General features: G+C 44.7%; 14 protein-coding genes and 1 riboswitch. Of the genes, 9 read left to right on the plus strand and 5 right to left on the minus strand.

Annotation, left to right across the window (positions count from 1 at the left end):
* Nucleotides 1-383 precede the first annotated feature (383 nt).
* Nucleotides 384-1,430, minus strand: a complete 1,047-nt coding sequence (locus tag CSV72_RS11030) for an FUSC family protein (RefSeq protein WP_099678377.1) — start codon at nt 1,428-1,430, stop codon at nt 384-386.
* Nucleotides 1,431-1,673: 243 nt separating this feature from the next.
* On the opposite strand from CSV72_RS11030, the gene CSV72_RS11035 reads away from it, so the two are divergent.
* Nucleotides 1,674-1,928 carry a GlsB/YeaQ/YmgE family stress response membrane protein gene (locus CSV72_RS11035; RefSeq protein WP_099678378.1) on the plus strand — a complete coding sequence of 85 codons (255 nt, stop codon included), beginning with the start codon at nt 1,674-1,676 and terminating at the stop codon, nt 1,926-1,928.
* Between the two features lie 81 nt (nt 1,929-2,009).
* Here the strand turns inward: CSV72_RS11035 and CSV72_RS11040 are convergent, their stop codons facing one another.
* A complete protein-coding gene (locus CSV72_RS11040; protein WP_099678379.1) occupies nt 2,010-2,744 on the minus strand; it encodes a MerR family transcriptional regulator in 735 nt (244 codons plus the stop codon).
* Between the two features lie 167 nt (nt 2,745-2,911).
* Between CSV72_RS11040 and CSV72_RS11045 the strand changes: the two genes are divergently transcribed.
* The 3 genes from CSV72_RS11045 (at nt 2,912) to CSV72_RS11055 (ending at nt 4,474) form a co-directional block, all read left to right on the plus strand.
* Nucleotides 2,912-3,421 (plus strand): YfiT family bacillithiol transferase, encoded by a 510-nt coding sequence (locus CSV72_RS11045; protein WP_099678380.1) that lies wholly within the window; start codon nt 2,912-2,914, stop codon nt 3,419-3,421.
* A gap of 250 nt (nt 3,422-3,671) precedes the next feature.
* Nucleotides 3,672-3,998, plus strand: coding sequence for a YnfA family protein (locus tag CSV72_RS11050; RefSeq protein ID WP_099678381.1), 327 nt, complete (start codon nt 3,672-3,674; stop codon nt 3,996-3,998).
* A 62-nt stretch (nt 3,999-4,060) separates the two neighbouring features.
* Nucleotides 4,061-4,474: a PaaI family thioesterase gene (locus tag CSV72_RS11055; protein WP_099678382.1), complete on the plus strand. Its 414-nt coding sequence runs from the start codon at nt 4,061-4,063 to the stop codon at nt 4,472-4,474.
* A 39-nt stretch (nt 4,475-4,513) separates the two neighbouring features.
* On the opposite strand, the gene CSV72_RS11060 is transcribed toward CSV72_RS11055, so the two are convergent.
* Both CSV72_RS11060 and CSV72_RS11065 read right to left on the minus strand, forming a co-directional pair.
* A complete protein-coding gene (locus CSV72_RS11060) occupies nt 4,514-5,377 on the minus strand; it encodes a cytochrome c oxidase assembly protein (RefSeq protein ID WP_369802908.1) in 864 nt (287 codons plus the stop codon).
* Nucleotides 5,337-5,837, minus strand: a complete 501-nt coding sequence (locus CSV72_RS11065; protein ID WP_369802910.1) for a DUF2243 domain-containing protein — start codon at nt 5,835-5,837, stop codon at nt 5,337-5,339. Before CSV72_RS11065 ends, CSV72_RS11060 begins: the two co-directional genes overlap by 41 nt.
* 715 nt (nt 5,838-6,552) lie before the next feature.
* On the opposite strand from CSV72_RS11065, the gene CSV72_RS11070 reads away from it, so the two are divergent.
* The 5 genes from CSV72_RS11070 to CSV72_RS11090 all read left to right on the plus strand — a co-directional run bounded on the left by CSV72_RS11070 (nt 6,553) and on the right by CSV72_RS11090 (nt 13,662).
* The gene (locus tag CSV72_RS11070; RefSeq protein WP_099678385.1) at nt 6,553-7,674 is read left to right on the plus strand and encodes a glycerate kinase; all 1,122 of its coding nucleotides are present in this window, start codon (nt 6,553-6,555) and stop codon (nt 7,672-7,674) included.
* Between the two features lie 65 nt (nt 7,675-7,739).
* A complete protein-coding gene (locus CSV72_RS11075; RefSeq protein WP_099678386.1) occupies nt 7,740-9,161 on the plus strand; it encodes an alanine/glycine:cation symporter family protein in 1,422 nt (473 codons plus the stop codon).
* Between the two features lie 502 nt (nt 9,162-9,663).
* Nucleotides 9,664-9,839, plus strand: a riboswitch (cobalamin riboswitch).
* A gap of 159 nt (nt 9,840-9,998) precedes the next feature.
* Entirely contained in the window at nt 9,999-12,221 is a 2,223-nt protein-coding gene (locus CSV72_RS11080; protein WP_099678387.1) for a ribonucleoside-diphosphate reductase subunit alpha, read from the plus strand.
* Entirely contained in the window at nt 12,209-12,646 is a 438-nt protein-coding gene (locus CSV72_RS11085; RefSeq protein ID WP_099678388.1) for a flavodoxin, read from the plus strand. The genes CSV72_RS11080 and CSV72_RS11085 overlap by 13 nt, the downstream gene beginning before the upstream one ends.
* A complete protein-coding gene (locus tag CSV72_RS11090) occupies nt 12,625-13,662 on the plus strand; it encodes a ribonucleotide-diphosphate reductase subunit beta (RefSeq protein ID WP_099678389.1) in 1,038 nt (345 codons plus the stop codon). Before CSV72_RS11085 ends, CSV72_RS11090 begins: the two co-directional genes overlap by 22 nt.
* A gap of 528 nt (nt 13,663-14,190) precedes the next feature.
* Here CSV72_RS11090 and CSV72_RS11095 read toward each other — a convergent pair.
* Nucleotides 14,191-15,711, minus strand: coding sequence for a succinyl-CoA:acetate CoA-transferase ScpC (locus CSV72_RS11095; RefSeq protein ID WP_099678390.1), 1,521 nt, complete (start codon nt 15,709-15,711; stop codon nt 14,191-14,193).
* Nucleotides 15,712-16,102 lie beyond the last annotated feature (391 nt).

Here is a 16,102-nt window from a genome sequence, read left to right on the forward strand (position 1 = left end):
CCCTGAATGATAACAAGGGGACTTTTCTTTTTCAATAGGGCCTCACTGACCAGACAGGAATGGCTCTGGGAGGATCAGCGGGACAGGTGAAACACCTAGCGAGCGAAGCGAGGAGTGTGGTTCACCGCCCGCCCTCCAGAACGCGTCCGGCTGCAGCGCAGATCAACGGGTTCAAAAGCTGATCTTTCTAGGGGGCGATTGTAGAATAAGTGATACGAACTTATATTATAAAATACGATAAGTTAAAAAGCACAGGCGTAATAGTCCGTGCTTTTTCTACTGTTAATTCATCTATAAAACATACGCTAAATCGGTTGTTGTTTGACTTGTAATTATCATTTCTCTCCCCATCAACCGAACCCGTTGGTCAGGTAAAGATATCTTTAATCTTCAGCATCAGGCGTTAATTTCACACTAGAAGGTTCGTAAAATTGATCCACTAAGTTATAAATGGTGATGAGTTCATACAAAACGACAAACTCTGGTGGGAATTGACTTGGATGCCTTTCCTCACTATTGGTGATTTCTTTATTGTCGTCCCAGAATAGGTCGGTAACGTTTATTAATTGCGACTCATGCTTCTTCGGATTGTAGTCAATGGAATGCTTTAAGTCGTCGGCAAGCTCCGTTACAGCGTGCATGATTCGATCGCGTTCCGCCGAAGTCCAAGAAATATGTTGTTCCGGTATATTGAGTAAAGCGCCGAGATGAAATTCGAGATTATGTAAAAATAATAGCTGCTTTTCTGCCATGAGCAGTTCTTTTTCTTTCCCTCTGAACCACGGATACAATTTGGATTCATTACGTTGAAAATGAATCAATGTTTCCGTTTTCCTAATTTCTTTCGTCAGTTGCTTGATGGTTTCTAGCTCATCTCGACGGTTTGTGTGTGCGTCATATAAAATCGTTCGGAATGTGCGCTCCATTATAGTTCCTGCTCGCTCACTAATACGTTGGATGTTTTCTACAATATCCCTTCTGTAGTTAGGCGGGAAGACCAACATATTCACTCCGGTGGACACGAGCAAACCAATGGTAGTCGTACCGAGTCGAATGAAAAAAGCAAATAAGTAGTTGCTGTGAATAACTTCGACCATGGCGACCGCTGTCAATGTGGCAACGAGTAGGCCGGCATGCAAGTTTAATCGGTAACAGACTAAAATGGTGGCCACCGCTGCTAATGTATAGGTAATCGGGGAATTACCGAAAAGCGTGATAAAGAATACGGCGAATGCAGAACCGATAGCCGATGCGGGAAATCGAATAAGCCCTTTTTTAATGGAATCACTGACAGTGGGCTCAATCGTCACAATCGCCGTGATCACAGCAAATACTGGTGGCCAATTAAACCATTCACAAATAATCGCCGTCAAAAAGATGGCTATCCCCGTTTTCACTATTCGACTGCCATTGAAATGAAAGGATCGCATACGGTTATAACCTCCAGTTCTAACTGCGTATATTTAGTACTGTAGTACATTATATCATCCTCGACCACCGGAACGTACGAGCGGTAATTTTTGCATACATGCACCTACACAGAATTTTATTTGAGGAATACTATACTGTAATTAGGAATAGATTATGAATAAGGGTAGAATTCGATCACTTCATTAGGATGTTCGGAAATAGAGTGTTAAATACGTGTAAAAATAGGAGAAGGGGTGTGTGAAATGAGTATCCTTTTATATTTAATAATTGGCGGTGTGATTGGCTGGTTTGCTAGCTTAATCATTGGCAAAAGTGTTCCAGGCGGTATTGTTGGAAATATTATTACAGGAATTATAGGTGCGTGGATTGGTGGAAATTTATTTGGCAGTTGGGGACCGCGCTTAGGTGACTTTTATGTCGTACCGGCTATTGTAGGGGCGCTGATTTTTGTCATCATCGTAAGTTATATTATGAAAACAGCACAGAAAAGAAGGTAACTAGATAGAAAAGAGGGCTACCCGAATTGTCGTGGGGGAGCCCTTTTTTTATGGAGTACTATACGTTATGCAAGCGGATGTTTATTTTTCATTATTATCTGCGAAGAACGTCATGGTTTCACACATAAATTGGGCCAAACCATCACCGAATTGATCGATATTCGTCGTGAAGCGTTCGTCAGCTACGTACATTTGTCCCAAACCTTTGAATGCCTCCAATGTGTAATGATGGCCTGTTTGCGTATTCAAAAACTCATACCATTCCGAAATAGCTGTTTGTGCTTCCGTGGATTCAGGTGGAGTGTTTCTGAGATCAGCCAATTTACGATAGATGTCATTCATCTTTTCCCTGACTGCGTTATTCTTGAATGAAGTGTTTGATTGTTCGACCGCTTTTGCTCCCCATAATTTTCGCGCTTCTTCTTCATATGGGTTATGACTAAAATTAAATCCTTTAAATTTCTCTTCGTTCGACATGTGAATCTCTCCTTTTACATATTGTGTGGTTTTATCGATTGTCGCAATCATTTGATCGATTCGTTCGCGCTTCTCGAGCAATAGTTTTCGATGCAGTTGAAGAGCTTGCTGGCGATCAAATGACGGATCACTGAGAATTACCTTTATTTCTTTCAACGGAAAGTCCAGTTCTTTGAAAAAGAGTATTTGCTGCAAAGTCTCGAGGTTCTGTTCGGAGTAATAGCGATAGCCCACGTCTGTCGTCTCCTCGGGTGTTAGTAATCCGATTTCGTCGTAGTGATGAAGCGTGCGCACACTAATACCAACTAACTCCGCGACTTGCTTTACCTTCATTCTCATCCTGAACACCTCCTTATACTATGTAGTATAAAGTGTGACGTAACGTTAGAGTCAATGCATTCAGTAAAATTTTCAAAAATACATGATGTTGCTATTTCTATTGTTTAATAGATAGAATAATTAGATAATTTATGAGATAATGAAGTAATGAAAAGGGGGGATTTGTCATGGATAGTCGATTTCCGATCGGAGAATTACACGTTCCAGAACATGTGACGTTGGAAGATGTTCAACAGAGGTTACAAGAAATTGCTAGCTATACTACTCGACTGAGGGAAACTGTAGATTCATTGAATGACAAAGAGTTAAATAAAACGTATCGCGAAGGTGCGTGGACCGTTCGTCAATTGGTGCATCATATTGCTGACTCGCAGTTGACTATGTATCAGCGATTAAAGCTTGCGTTAACAGGCGACAATCCAACAGCACCCGACTTTGACCAAAAGAAGTGGGCTTTACTACCTGACACTGAGCTACCGGTTGAGCCTTCCATTAGAATGCTAGAAGGGATTAATGAGCGTATTGTAGCATTAGGCAATAGTCTGACGGAAGCACAACTGCACCGAACATTTATCCATCAAGTAAACGGTGAGATCAAAGTAGCAAAAAAAGTTCCGAAGCTGGCTTGGCATGAAGAACATCATTTAGCGCATATTGAGATAGCTTTGGCGAAATAAGTACGCCTTATATCGTATGAACTCCGCCACTTCTTCACATTGAGGGAGTGGCAGTTTTTTTAATTAACTCCATGCTAAGTAATCTGCTCAAAATGAAATCAAGCTTATATTTAAATTGTCAGAATTATGCTATAGTGAGTACTAGTTTTCAAGAAAAGATCTTATATAATCCATTTGGTGTTTACATATTACATGGCTAGGACTGTAGTTCAAGCTTGGTTACAAGAAGTGAGTAAATGGAGGTTTACTGATGTTAAAGGTAGTGGTGATATTTCTGCTGGCCGGCTTGGCTGAAATCGGTGGAGGCTATTTGATTTGGCAATGGTTGCGCGAAGGAAAATCCGCGATGTTCGGATTATTTGGCGGTATTGCCTTAATTTTATATGGCGTAGTGGTCACATTCCAAACATTCCCGACTTTTGGCAGAGTGTATGCGGCGTACGGAGGTGTGTTCGTCTTTCTATCCGTTTTATGGGGATGGGGAATTGATAAAAAAACTCCTGATTTGTACGATTTCCTAGGGGCGGGTATTTGCCTAATTGGCGTGTCCGTCATATTGTTTGCACCGAGATCGTAACAGTGAATAGATAGCAGAGTATGAAAATGATGAACATCATTCGATAAGGAGAGGACGATCACATGACACAAAATGAAATTTTTCATATTGGCAAACAAGCGCTAGAAGCTCAATCTTTCAGCAAGCTATTGGGAACGAAATTGACGGAGTTTACTGCAGGGGAAGTAGTTTTGGAAGTTCCCATCACGGAACATGTACTACAGCAACATGGCTTTGTACACGGTGGGGTTATTGGTTATGCAGCGGATAACGCGTTGACTTTTGTCGGTGGTTCCGTTCTAGGTCCGAACGTATTGACCGCTGAATACAAAATCAACTATGTACGGCCCGCAATAGGTGAAAAAATAATTGCCCGGGCGACAGTTATTTCTGCAGGTAAACGTCAAGCCGTCTGTCGCTGTGATGTTTTTGCCGTCAAGGATGGAGAAGAGAAGATTTGTGCCACTGCCCAAGGGACGATTATGACGGTTGTATAGGAATAACGAGATGAATGGCTTGATACAAAAACGCACCCATTAGCTAGCGGGTGCGTTTTGTATTGTTTCATTTGCATACGCCTGACTGGTGGGAGTAGATGTAACGTGATTATGTTGACGTTTGGTCGAGTGATACCAGCTGCTAAACAATAGAATGATGATCACGAGATCCACCGCATCGCCACCGTAATACATCAGCATCGCTCCTGCCCGCGCCTCTTCAATCGGCACTCCGGCAGGCGGATAAGCGTATAGTAATTTGGATAAAATACCGTGTCCCGCAAGAGCTACAATAAAGACTGTCGTACGGTAGCGGAAACTATAGCGGCGAGATACGGGATCAATGTATAACAGAGAAATCGTAAATAGATAACCCGCAACAAACACGTGTATATGGATCACGATATGCAGCCAGAGGTGGTGGTGCATGGCCGCAAACAAACCCGTCGTGTATAACAACCAAAGCCCGCCGATGTTCAAAATGGAAGCAATGACGGGATGTGTATAAAACCCCGCGAGTCGGCTTTTTAGCAAGTGGCTTACCTTCCTAGCCTGCCGAACGGGAAGTGTCCGCAGCGCTAACGTCATAGGAGCAGCGAGCGCCAATAGTAGGGGACCGAGCATGCCGAGCAAGAGATGGCCCAACATATGCCAGGCAAAATGAGCATGCGACAGTTCGGCAAGGGGTCCGACAACAGCGCTTACTGAAGCGAGTACGCCTGCGATCCACAACACGCTCCGTTTGTATGGCCATTTTCGCAAACGTCTTTGCCGATTGGAGTAAAATACCGCAACCCCGTATAACAGAATGGCCAACACCGCAAGCGTCCCAAACAGCCAATCGGTTGCACTGAGAAAAGCATCATGTGGCATGAAGCACCAGCCTGTCCGCCGATCGGGCATCTTGGTGCGCTGACTTGATTAACAACAGACCCGCCGCAATCATCACAATCGCAGCACCGTTCCACACGACATCATACGGAACGATATCTACATGATAACGAATCTGATGAATGCGCATGACCTTATGTTGAATGGTCCCGTCATACAATTGGAACGCGCCGCCACCCAGCAACTTACCACCCCAGAACATCTTATGCCATAACGCATTCCTCCTACGCAAATCCGCTACCATAAACAACGCGCCCACCGTCGCAAACCAGCTGAACGCATGAAACAAACCATCCGACACCAAGCCGACCGCCACAGTAGATTTATCATAAAACTTGTGCCAATGCAGCAGCTGATGAAACAGTGTCTCATCCAAAAACGCCACAAATCCGAGCCCAAATAATATGCCCGCCCAGAGATTTCTCTTTTGATATGTTTTTCGATTCGCCCAATTTTCCACTTTCATGACCACCATATTTACTGCTCCTTTCCTCACGTACGTAGTGTTCCCTAAGGATGGGGGGATTAATACATTGATGGGTGTTGTGGGCAGGCTCATAGAGCGGATATGTAGTCCGATTGAGCGGTTACGTGGCTTGATAGAGCGCTTTGCTTCGAAGTATGAGCGGATTTAGGTTGACATTGGGCGGGAATACATTGTGATAGAGCGGTTTACAGCAAACTATGAGCGGAACGACGGTTTGATAGAGCGGATGTGTGAGTTCATAGAGCGGTGCGACACTACGTAGCCTTGTTTAGAGCGCTGGCCCTCGAAGTATGAGCGTATCCAGGTTGACATTGAGCGGGACCACATTGTGATAGAGCGGTTTACAGCAAACTATGAGCGGAACGACGGTTTGATAGAGCGGATGCGTGAGTTCATAGAGCGGCGACACTACGTAGCCTTGTTTAGAGCGCTGGCCCTCGAAGTATGAGCGTATCCAGGTTGACATTGAGCGTGAACCCATCCTGATAGAGCGGTTAACTGCCAACTATGAGCGAAGCTACGTCCCAATAGAGCGGATACAGACTCACATAGAGCGAATAAGCTCCCCCTTAAAGCAAATACACCCCAACAAAACAAGATCCCTAAAGGCATTCATTATAAAAATACTTTAATCATCCACTATTTAACGGTAACTTTTCCCGCAAAATCTGCTAGAATACGAGTAAAGGGAGTGTGAGCCGTGAAAATTGTCATTTCGCCTGATGCATTTAAGGGGAGTTTGAGTGCGGAAGAAGCGACCAACGCTCTATCTAATGGAGTGAAAAAAGTGTTTCCGCAAGCAGAAATCATACGTTTACCTGTTGCAGACGGAGGTGAAGGGACGCTCGATGCACTGATTTCGTCTACTGGTGGGACAATCGAAACGGTATCTGTGCGAGATCCGCTTGGTCGAGTAATCGATGCACATCTAGGTGTGCTTGGTGACGGAGAGACGGCGGTTATTGAAATGGCCCAGGCATCCGGATTGATGTTGCTCGAGAAAAAAGAACTCGACCCGATGAAAGCGTCTACATATGGTACAGGGCAATTGATCCTCCATGCGCTCGACCAAGGATATCGTAAATTGATCATCGGGCTTGGGGGCAGTGCGACGAATGATGGAGGCGCAGGTCTGCTTGAAGCTCTTGGAGTGAAATTTAAAGCAGCCGGGTGGCCGTTAGAAATGAATGGCACTACGCTTTCTGTATTCGACGAAATCGATATATCGAAACTGGATAAGCGGTTGTTGGAGGCGGACATTCGCATCGCGTCTGACGTGGAAAATCCGTTCGTCGGAGAGCAAGGAGCGTCGGTTATTTTCGGTCCGCAAAAAGGAGCGAATCCGGAAATGGTCTTGGATTTGGATGAAGGATTGGAGCATTTTGCGGATGAGACTGAAAGAGTGACAGGCGTACGTTTGCATGAGCTGCACGGAGCGGGCGCAGCAGGTGGAAGTGCGGGTGCATTAATTGCCTATTGCGATGCACGTCTAGAAAGTGGAATCGGTGTCGTGCTTGAGGCGATAGATTTTGCAAAGCATCTATCGTCTGCAGACCTTATTCTGACAGGTGAAGGGAAGACGGATCGACAAACGCTTGCCGGCAAAGCATTAATGGGCATTGCGAAGCTTGCGAAAGCAGAGGGTGTTCCGGTCCTAGTCATTTCAGGGACTATTGATGAAGCGGCACGTCAAGAGCTGCTCGGGTGGTTCTCTGAATTGCATGCGTTGGATGCCGGAGAGAAGTCATTGGCCGAATTGATGGCTAACGCAGCAAGTTTATTGGAGAATAAAACGTCTGCAGTTTTGCAAAGTAGAAAATAGTTTTTTATTATGCCAAGCATAGTAAATGGGCGAGTAGGGTATAGAATACACGAGGAGGTGGTCAGATGTTTCAAGATGCGATCGACTGGCTTGTAGGGCCGGCGAATAATTTCATTTGGACATATGTTTTAATTGCACTTTTATTGGCAACAGGTTTATATTTCACGATTCGCACGAAATTTGTTCAAGTACGCTTATTTCGTGAGATGTTCCGTCTGATTGTAGAGAAGAAAGATAGCAATGACGGGGTATCTCCGTTCCAAGCATTCACAATCAGTGCCGCATCACGCGTAGGAACTGGTAACGTAGCAGGGGTAGCCCTTGCGATCGGAATCGGTGGACCTGGTGCAGTATTTTGGATGTGGGTTATCGCAATCATTGGGATGGCGACAGCATTCATTGAAAGTACATTGGCGCAAGTATATAAAGTGAAAGACGGTGATACTTTCCGCGGAGGGCCCGCATATTACATGCAAAAAGCACTCGGCTGGCGGAAACTTGGAATTGTCTTCGCGATTTTATTGACGATGTGTTTTGGATTTATTTTTAACGCAGTGCAATCGAACACAATCAGTCAATCGTTCACGGATGTATTCGGCATTCCACATTGGGCTGTAGGAGTTGGACTAATTGTCCTGACGGCAGTGATCGTCTTTGGCGGTGTGCAACGTATTGTTAAAGTAACACAGACAATCGTTCCTGTAATGGCAACATTTTATATTATCGTGGCATTGTATATTGTGATATTAAACATCACAGAAGTTCCGGCGATGATCGCATTAATTGTTGAGCACGCATTCGGTATTAAAGAAATCATGGGTGGCGGAATCGGTATGGCTATGATGCAAGGTGTACGCCGAGGTCTGTTCTCCAATGAAGCAGGTATGGGTAGTGTGCCAAACGCAGCAGCCACAGCGAACGTATCGCACCCAGCAAAACAAGGACTAGTACAATCATTAGGAGTATTTTTCGATACCATCATCATCTGTTCGGCAACTGCCTTCATTATCTTACTTGGTGGCTTGTACCAATCAGGCGAAACAAACGGTATCTTATTGACACAAGCATCCATGGAAGTACACGTAGGCGCATGGGCACCATACTTCATCGCTGTCGCTATCATGTTCTTCGCCTTCAGTTCCATCATCGGTAACTACTATTATGGTGAAACGAACATCGAATTCATCAACGCCAACGTCATGTGGAAACGAATCTACCAAGTACTCGTACTCGCCATGGTCTTTTTCGGAGCCGTTGCAAAAGTACAAATAGTCTGGGACATGGCCGACCTATTCATGGGACTAATGGCCATCATCAACCTAGTCGTCATTCTACTCCTAGGCAAAATCGCCTTCAAGGTACTCGACGACTTCACCAAACAACGAAAAGCCGGCAGAAACCCCGTCTTCAAATCAGCCAGCATCCCTGGCCTAAAAGGCGCAGAATGTTGGGAAGAAACAGCTGAAAGAGCAGAAGATCGTTTGTGATATTGATAGATAATATCAGGCTTTTCAAGTTGTGAACTCTGGCCTTACGTTCTTGAGACTTTGAACTGGTACTAAAAATACAGTGAAGTTTCTAGGTGGTCTACGTTAGAAAGTAGGATTGTAGCGGAAGCAGGGGGCGACTCCGGGAGGATCAGCGTGAGTCTGAGACCCTGGACAGGTGCCTTAATTTCTGCAAAGTACACAGAAATACGGCAAAGCGAACCCTTCGCTGTTCGCTTGGCTCAGGCCACGCCCTCCGGAAAGCGTCCCCCTGCTGAAGCGGAAATCCCTTCTCCTCACTAATTTCACTATCTAATTAAAACGTTCACACAAACAATTTAGTCAAGAAGTAAAAAGTTTGATATACTATAAAATACTGAATAAGAAAAATCGAATCGTAGTTCAGAAGAAGGATTCTGAACATCGGTTCGATTTTTGTTTTGCATGTTTGAACACAACATGTTAGGGTTATATATGAATCAACACACTATATATAGTGTATAACAGCAATTAGATGAATTGGTACCCACCACGTTTAAAAGGGAATCCGCCATGAACGGAGCTGCCCCCGCAACTGAGGGCACGGACGACTATCTTATAAAACCACTGCTACGGCGGGAAGGAAAGATGGAAGAACGATGTGCCAGCCAGTAGACCTGCCAGTCATCTCAGCAAAACATTCTTCGGGGTTGGAGAGTGAAAGCACAAAGCAGTCTTTTTTCAGTCTGCCTAAAACTTTCCGCAATCTACTAATCGTCAATTGACGACTCCCGAATTTATCGGGAGTTTTTTTATTTAGTACATAACCGAATTAATTAACTAAAGGGAGCGGATATAATGGCTATTATTCAAGAATCTGTGGGACTTAATTTATTGATGGAAAACTTACAAGAGGAATTCGGCAAGAAGCAAATAGAACCGTTGATCGAAGCGAGTGAGAAATTCCAGGAGCGTCACCCCGCGAGCTCAGCAACTGAGTGGACGAACGCAATGGTGCTGGAGTCTTTAAGCCGTATTGATGAAGCGAATGCGTATTGGACGTTTGTAGCGGCGCGTATTTATTTATTCGACGTCTATGCAAAGCAAAAAGCATTGCGTGGAGCGGATGTCTATACCGATTTTGCGAAAAATGTAGAACGCTTGGTGGAACAAGGTTTATATACACCTGTTTTGACTGAAAAGTACAGCCAGGACGAGCTTCAGGAAATTGGTAAGCTACTTGACCCTTCTCGTGACCTATTATTCACATATATCGGTTTGAAAACATTGGTAGACCGCTACGTAACCGTAAACTTTAAGAAACAGTCCGTAGAGCTTCCGCAAGAGCGCTGGTTGATCATCGCGATGACGTTAATGCAAGACGAAACAGTAGACCGTATTCATAAAGTCGGCGAAGCGTATTGGGCGATGAGCAACTTGTACATGACGGTGGCGACGCCTACATTGTCGAACGCAGGCAAGATGCACGGTCAGCTATCGAGCTGCTTTATTGATACAGTAGATGATTCACTGCAAGGGATTTACAACAGCAACACCGATATCGCGAACTTGTCGAAATTCGGTGGCGGTATCGGCGTCTATATGGGGAAAGTTCGTTCTCGCGGTGCATCGATCCGTGGTTTCGAGGGTGCGTCAAGCGGTGTTCTTCCTTGGATTAAACAGCTGAACAACACAGCAGTCAGTGTCGATCAACTCGGTCAACGTCAAGGTGCCGTAGCCGTTTATCTCGACGTATGGCATCAAGACATCTTCACGTTCCTCGACCTCAAGCTTAATAACGGGGATGACCGTTTACGCGCACATGACATTTTCACAGGCGTATGCTTGCCGGACTTGTTCATGGAGAAAGTCGAGTCCCGTGAAGACTGGCATTTATTCGATCCACATGAAGTCCGCACGAAAATGGGTTATTCATTGGAAGATTTCTATGATGAAACTAAAGGGCAAGGAACATTCCGCGAGAAGTATGAAGAATGTGTTCGCAATGAAGATTTATCAAGAGAGACGGTTTCGGCGATTGAAATCATGAAACGGATCCTACGTAGCCAGCTGGAGACAGGAACACCATTCATGTTCTACCGCGACGAAGTAAACCGTATGAACCCGAACAAGCATGAAGGCATGATTTACTCTAGTAATTTATGCTCAGAAATACTCCAAAATATGTCAGCATCTACACATGAATCGGTTACACTCGAAGACGATATGGTGGTCACACGCACAAAACCAGGCGATTTCGTTGTATGTAATCTATCATCGATCAACCTGGGAAGAGCGGTTACAGCAGACGTTTTAGACCGTTTGATCAAAATTCAAGTACGTATGCTGGACAACGTTATCGATCAAAACCAAATTCCAGTTGTACAAGCCCAACGCACAAATGCACGCTATCGTGGAATTGGACTCGGCACATTTGGTTGGCACCATTTACTCGCATTGAAAAACATTCAGTGGGAGTCAGACGAAGCGGTGAGTTTCGCAGACGAGTTATATGAGAATATTGCGTATTTGACAATTAAAGCTTCAATGGAATTATCAAAAGAAAAAGGCGCGTACCCATTGTTTGATGGTTCCGATTGGCAAACGGGCGAATACTTCGAGCAACGTGAATACGATTCCAATAAATGGCGTGAACTTCGCATGGACGTGGCAATGAACGGTATGCGTAACGGCTACTTGATGGCAGTTGCACCGAACAGCTCGACGTCGGTTATCGCAGGCTCAACAGCGTCGATCGACCCAGTATTCAAGCCATTCTACCATGAAGAGAAGAAAGACTATAAATTACCGGTTATTGCACCGGATCTGGATCACAATACGTATGACATTTACCGTCGTTCTGCTTACATCGTCGATCAGCGCTGGTCTATCAAGCAAAACGCCGCGCGTCAGCAGCACATCGATCAGTCGATTTCATTCAACATCTATGTACCGAACTCCATCCGTGCTTCTGTTATTTTGGATCTGCACTTGCAAGCATGGAAATCCGGCATGAAAACGACGTACTATATGCGTTCAACCGCAGCGGAGATTGAGGAGTGCGAGTGGTGTCATTCTTAATCGCCTATGCATCCTGGAGCGGCAACACGCAGGAAGTAGCAGAATTGATTACGGAACGTCTACAAAATGAAGGTGTCGACGTCGATACCTATCGTATCGGCATCGGCATTATCCCGAATATTAAAGAATACGACGCGTTGTGCATCGGTTCATTCACATGGGAAAAAGGAGCAACGCCGGAAGAAGTCAAAGATTTCGTGGCGGACGTCGGCTATAAACCGGAGCTCGTCTACGTCTTTGGCACAGGGGATACCCAGTTTGGTGGCGATGATTTATTTTGCAAAGCAGCAGACAAGCTGGCAAAATTCTATCATTCACCTTTTGAACCATTGAAGATCGAACAAAGCCCGCGCGGCATGCAAGAACAAACCGTTACGAATTGGACGAAAGGAGTGCTCGAACATTGGAGACACTTACAAGAGTAAAAGTATTAAATCCTGCAAACCCGAATAAAGCAACAGCTATTTTCGGTGGGGAAGCAAGCGGCATCCTGAACTGGAACGACATCGCGCACCCTCATTTCTATACACTACGTCAGCGAATCCGTTCCCTTTTCTGGACAGCGAATGAAGTGGACATGACACAAGACGTCAAGCAGTTCTCAAGCTTGACGAAAGAAGAGCAATCCGCATTCCTGAAAATTATCGGTCTACTGGCTACACTCGACGGTCCACAAACGGTCATTGCAATGAAAATCGCAGACTTCACAACGGATCCTTCCGTCAAGTCGATCCTTGCCACAATTGCAGACCAGGAAAGCGAACATAACCATAGCTATGCGTACGTACTATCATCCGTCACAAACTTGGACAAGCAAATGGAAGCTTTTGAAATGGGGCGTACAGACGAAGTACTAATGAAGCGAAATGAACGAATTGTAGACGTCTACAATGAATTTGCGGAGAACCCAACAATCGAAACGGTTCTAAAAGCGATGGTCTACACGACATTATTGGAAGGCCTATTCTTCTACAGTGGCTTCGCATTTTTCTATAACTTGGCGCGTCACCAAAAAATGGTCGGCACATCCACAATGATTTCATACATCAACCGTGACGAACTGCAGCATGGTAAAGCAATCAGCGACATCTTCCGTGCAGCATTGGCAGAAAATCCAGAGTATAACACAGACGAATTCACGGAATGGATCTATGACCAATTCCGCCACTCCGTCGAGCAAGAAGTCATCTGGAGCCGCTATGTATTAGCAGGAATCGATGGCCTGGAGCTGGATGAGATGGAAGGCTACGTCAAGTATCGGGCGAACAAAATGTTGCGCATGCTCGGCTTGAGCGAAATCTATCCAGAATTCACGGACAATCCCATGAAGTGGATCCGCGCGTACGTCGATAACTTCGATGATACGAAAACGGATTTCTTCGAACAAACTAGCCGTCAATATGTGAAGACTAGTGATTTGAATGGTTTTGATGATTTGTAATAGGTAAGGATGGGAGGGGAATCCGTTATGGGTTCCTCTTTTTGTTGCGTGGGAAGGGGGAGGGGACCGTTTTATTTAAGGGAAGACGCTTATACATATGGCTGGGCGCTCATACTACTGCGCTATCCGCTCATACATTTCTCTAAGCGCTCAATGAACGCGGGGAAACGCTCTATCCATCCATTTAACCGCTCAATGAATCCCGGCATTCGCTCTATGTTCATAGCTAACCGCTCAATGTCCATCGTGGCGTGTGCTCTATCGAACTTCAGAAGAAGGAAACGCTCATACATCCACGCTATCCGCTCATAAATTTCCCCAACCGCTCAAAGAATCCCGGAAAACGCTCTATCTATCCATTTAACCGCTCAATCAATCTCGAAATCCGCTCAACCCGTCAACCTAACCGCTCAATCCCCGCCAGGCAAAGCATCCGCCTACAACATCCATCCACCCAAACCAAATCAAAAAACACCACAAAAAAACCAAGCGGATCGAAGTCCGCTTGGTCATGTTCTACCTATAAAATTACTTCTGAGCTTCTGCAATCTTGTGCATCGTCTTGTTCTTCCCAAGATTCACGTGCCAAGATAGAGCTTCTTCCAAGATGTGTGGAGTTTGTCCACCAACTTGTTCAACGGCTCTGTTGTAATAATCACGTAGCTCTTCCTTGAAGTCTGGGTGAGCACAGTTCTCGATCAACAACTCCGCTTTTTGTCTTGGAGCCAAGCCGCGAAGATCCGCGTAACCTTGTTCCGTAACAATTACGTCTACGTCGTGCTCCGTGTGGTCCACGTGAGAAGAGAAAGGTACGATAGATGACACGTCTCCGCCTTTTGCGTAAGACTTCGTAACGAAAATCGCGATGCGTGCGTTACGAGCGAAGTCACCAGATCCACCGATACCGTTCATCATACGTGTACCGCTAACATGTGTAGAGTTCACGTTTCCGTAGATGTCTAGCTCAAGCGCTGTGTTGAATGAAATGATACCCAAACGACGGATAACTTCCGGGTGGTTTGAAATTTCTTGTGGACGGAATACAAGCTTGTCGCGGTATTTGGCGATATCGTCTTCGAAGCTGTCCAAACGCTTTTTAGATAGAGTCAATGAAGTGGCAGAAGCGAATTTCACTACACCATCATCGATCAAGTCGAAGATTGCGTCTTGAAGTACTTCAGAATATACTTCGATATCTTTAAACTCGGAATTTCTCATGCCGTCAAGTACTGCGTTCGCAACTGAACCAACACCTGATTGAAGAGGCATTAGCGTTTCATCCATACGGCCCAATTTGATCTCGTCACGGAAGAAGTTCAACAAGTTGTTTGCAATCTCTTGTGTCTCTTCGTCTGGAGGAACGATAGGGGAAGGAATATCACCTTGCTCTGTAAGAACGATTCCAACAACCTTTTCAGGGTCTACTTTGATACCTGGTGTACCGATTTTATCTGTTGCACTATAAATAGGGATTTCTCTACGTTGGTTTTGAGCATCTGGGATATAGATGTCATGTAAGCCTTCAAACTCCATAGGAGCGTTAACGTTCAATTCGATGATGACATGCTTCGCTTCTTGAACGAAGATCGGAGAGTTACCAACAGAACCAGTCGGGATGATATATCCTTCTTCTGTAATAGCTGCTGCTTCGATGATTGCATAGTCAACTGGTCCGATTACGCCTTGGCGAATCCATTCAGCTGTATGGGAAAGGTGCTGATCGATGTAGAATGAGTCACCTGAGTTGATTTTGCCCCGCATTGCTGGGTTGCCTTGATAAGGAACACGTAAATTGATTACATCTGCATTGGCCATCAATTCGTCAACGTTCGGGCCCATTGAAGCGCCAGTGAAAACGTTTACTTTGAAATCTTCAGTTTTTCCTCGTTCTGCCAATGCCAATGGAACCGCTTTTGCGTCTCCAGACAAAGTAAATCCACTCAGACCTAGAGACATTCCATCCTCGATCCAAGACGCTGCTTCTTTTGCTGTAACAATCTTGTCTTTCAGTGCTTCACAACGAAGTACCTTATTTAATTCGTTTGCCACGGTATCATCCACCTTACCTTTCATTTTGTATATAATTCTATCATTTATATAAATAAAATCAACATAATATTATGAGAACTATACTAATTTTCCCACTCACGCAAGAAAAATACTAAAAATTATGAAAATTATAGATGGCATGTAGAAGCTTGCATAGAGTGTTTTCCCTCACGCTAAAATTAAAACCAGGGATTTGCGAAGGGATAATAGGGAATTCCCTGATAGAAACGAGTGTAGAAACACGTATACTTGTATAATATAAAGATATTTTATGAGAATTGAACGAAAAGTCCTATGATTAATAGTAATTAATAGGGAATTCCCTTAGTTTAAATTCAGACTACTTAGTTTATTTTAGGGTAAGGAGAATAGTAGGTCTAATACATTTACT

It is taken from the genome of Sporosarcina sp. P20a, from assembly GCF_002743175.1.
Lineage (GTDB): Bacteria > Bacillota > Bacilli > Bacillales_A > Planococcaceae > Sporosarcina.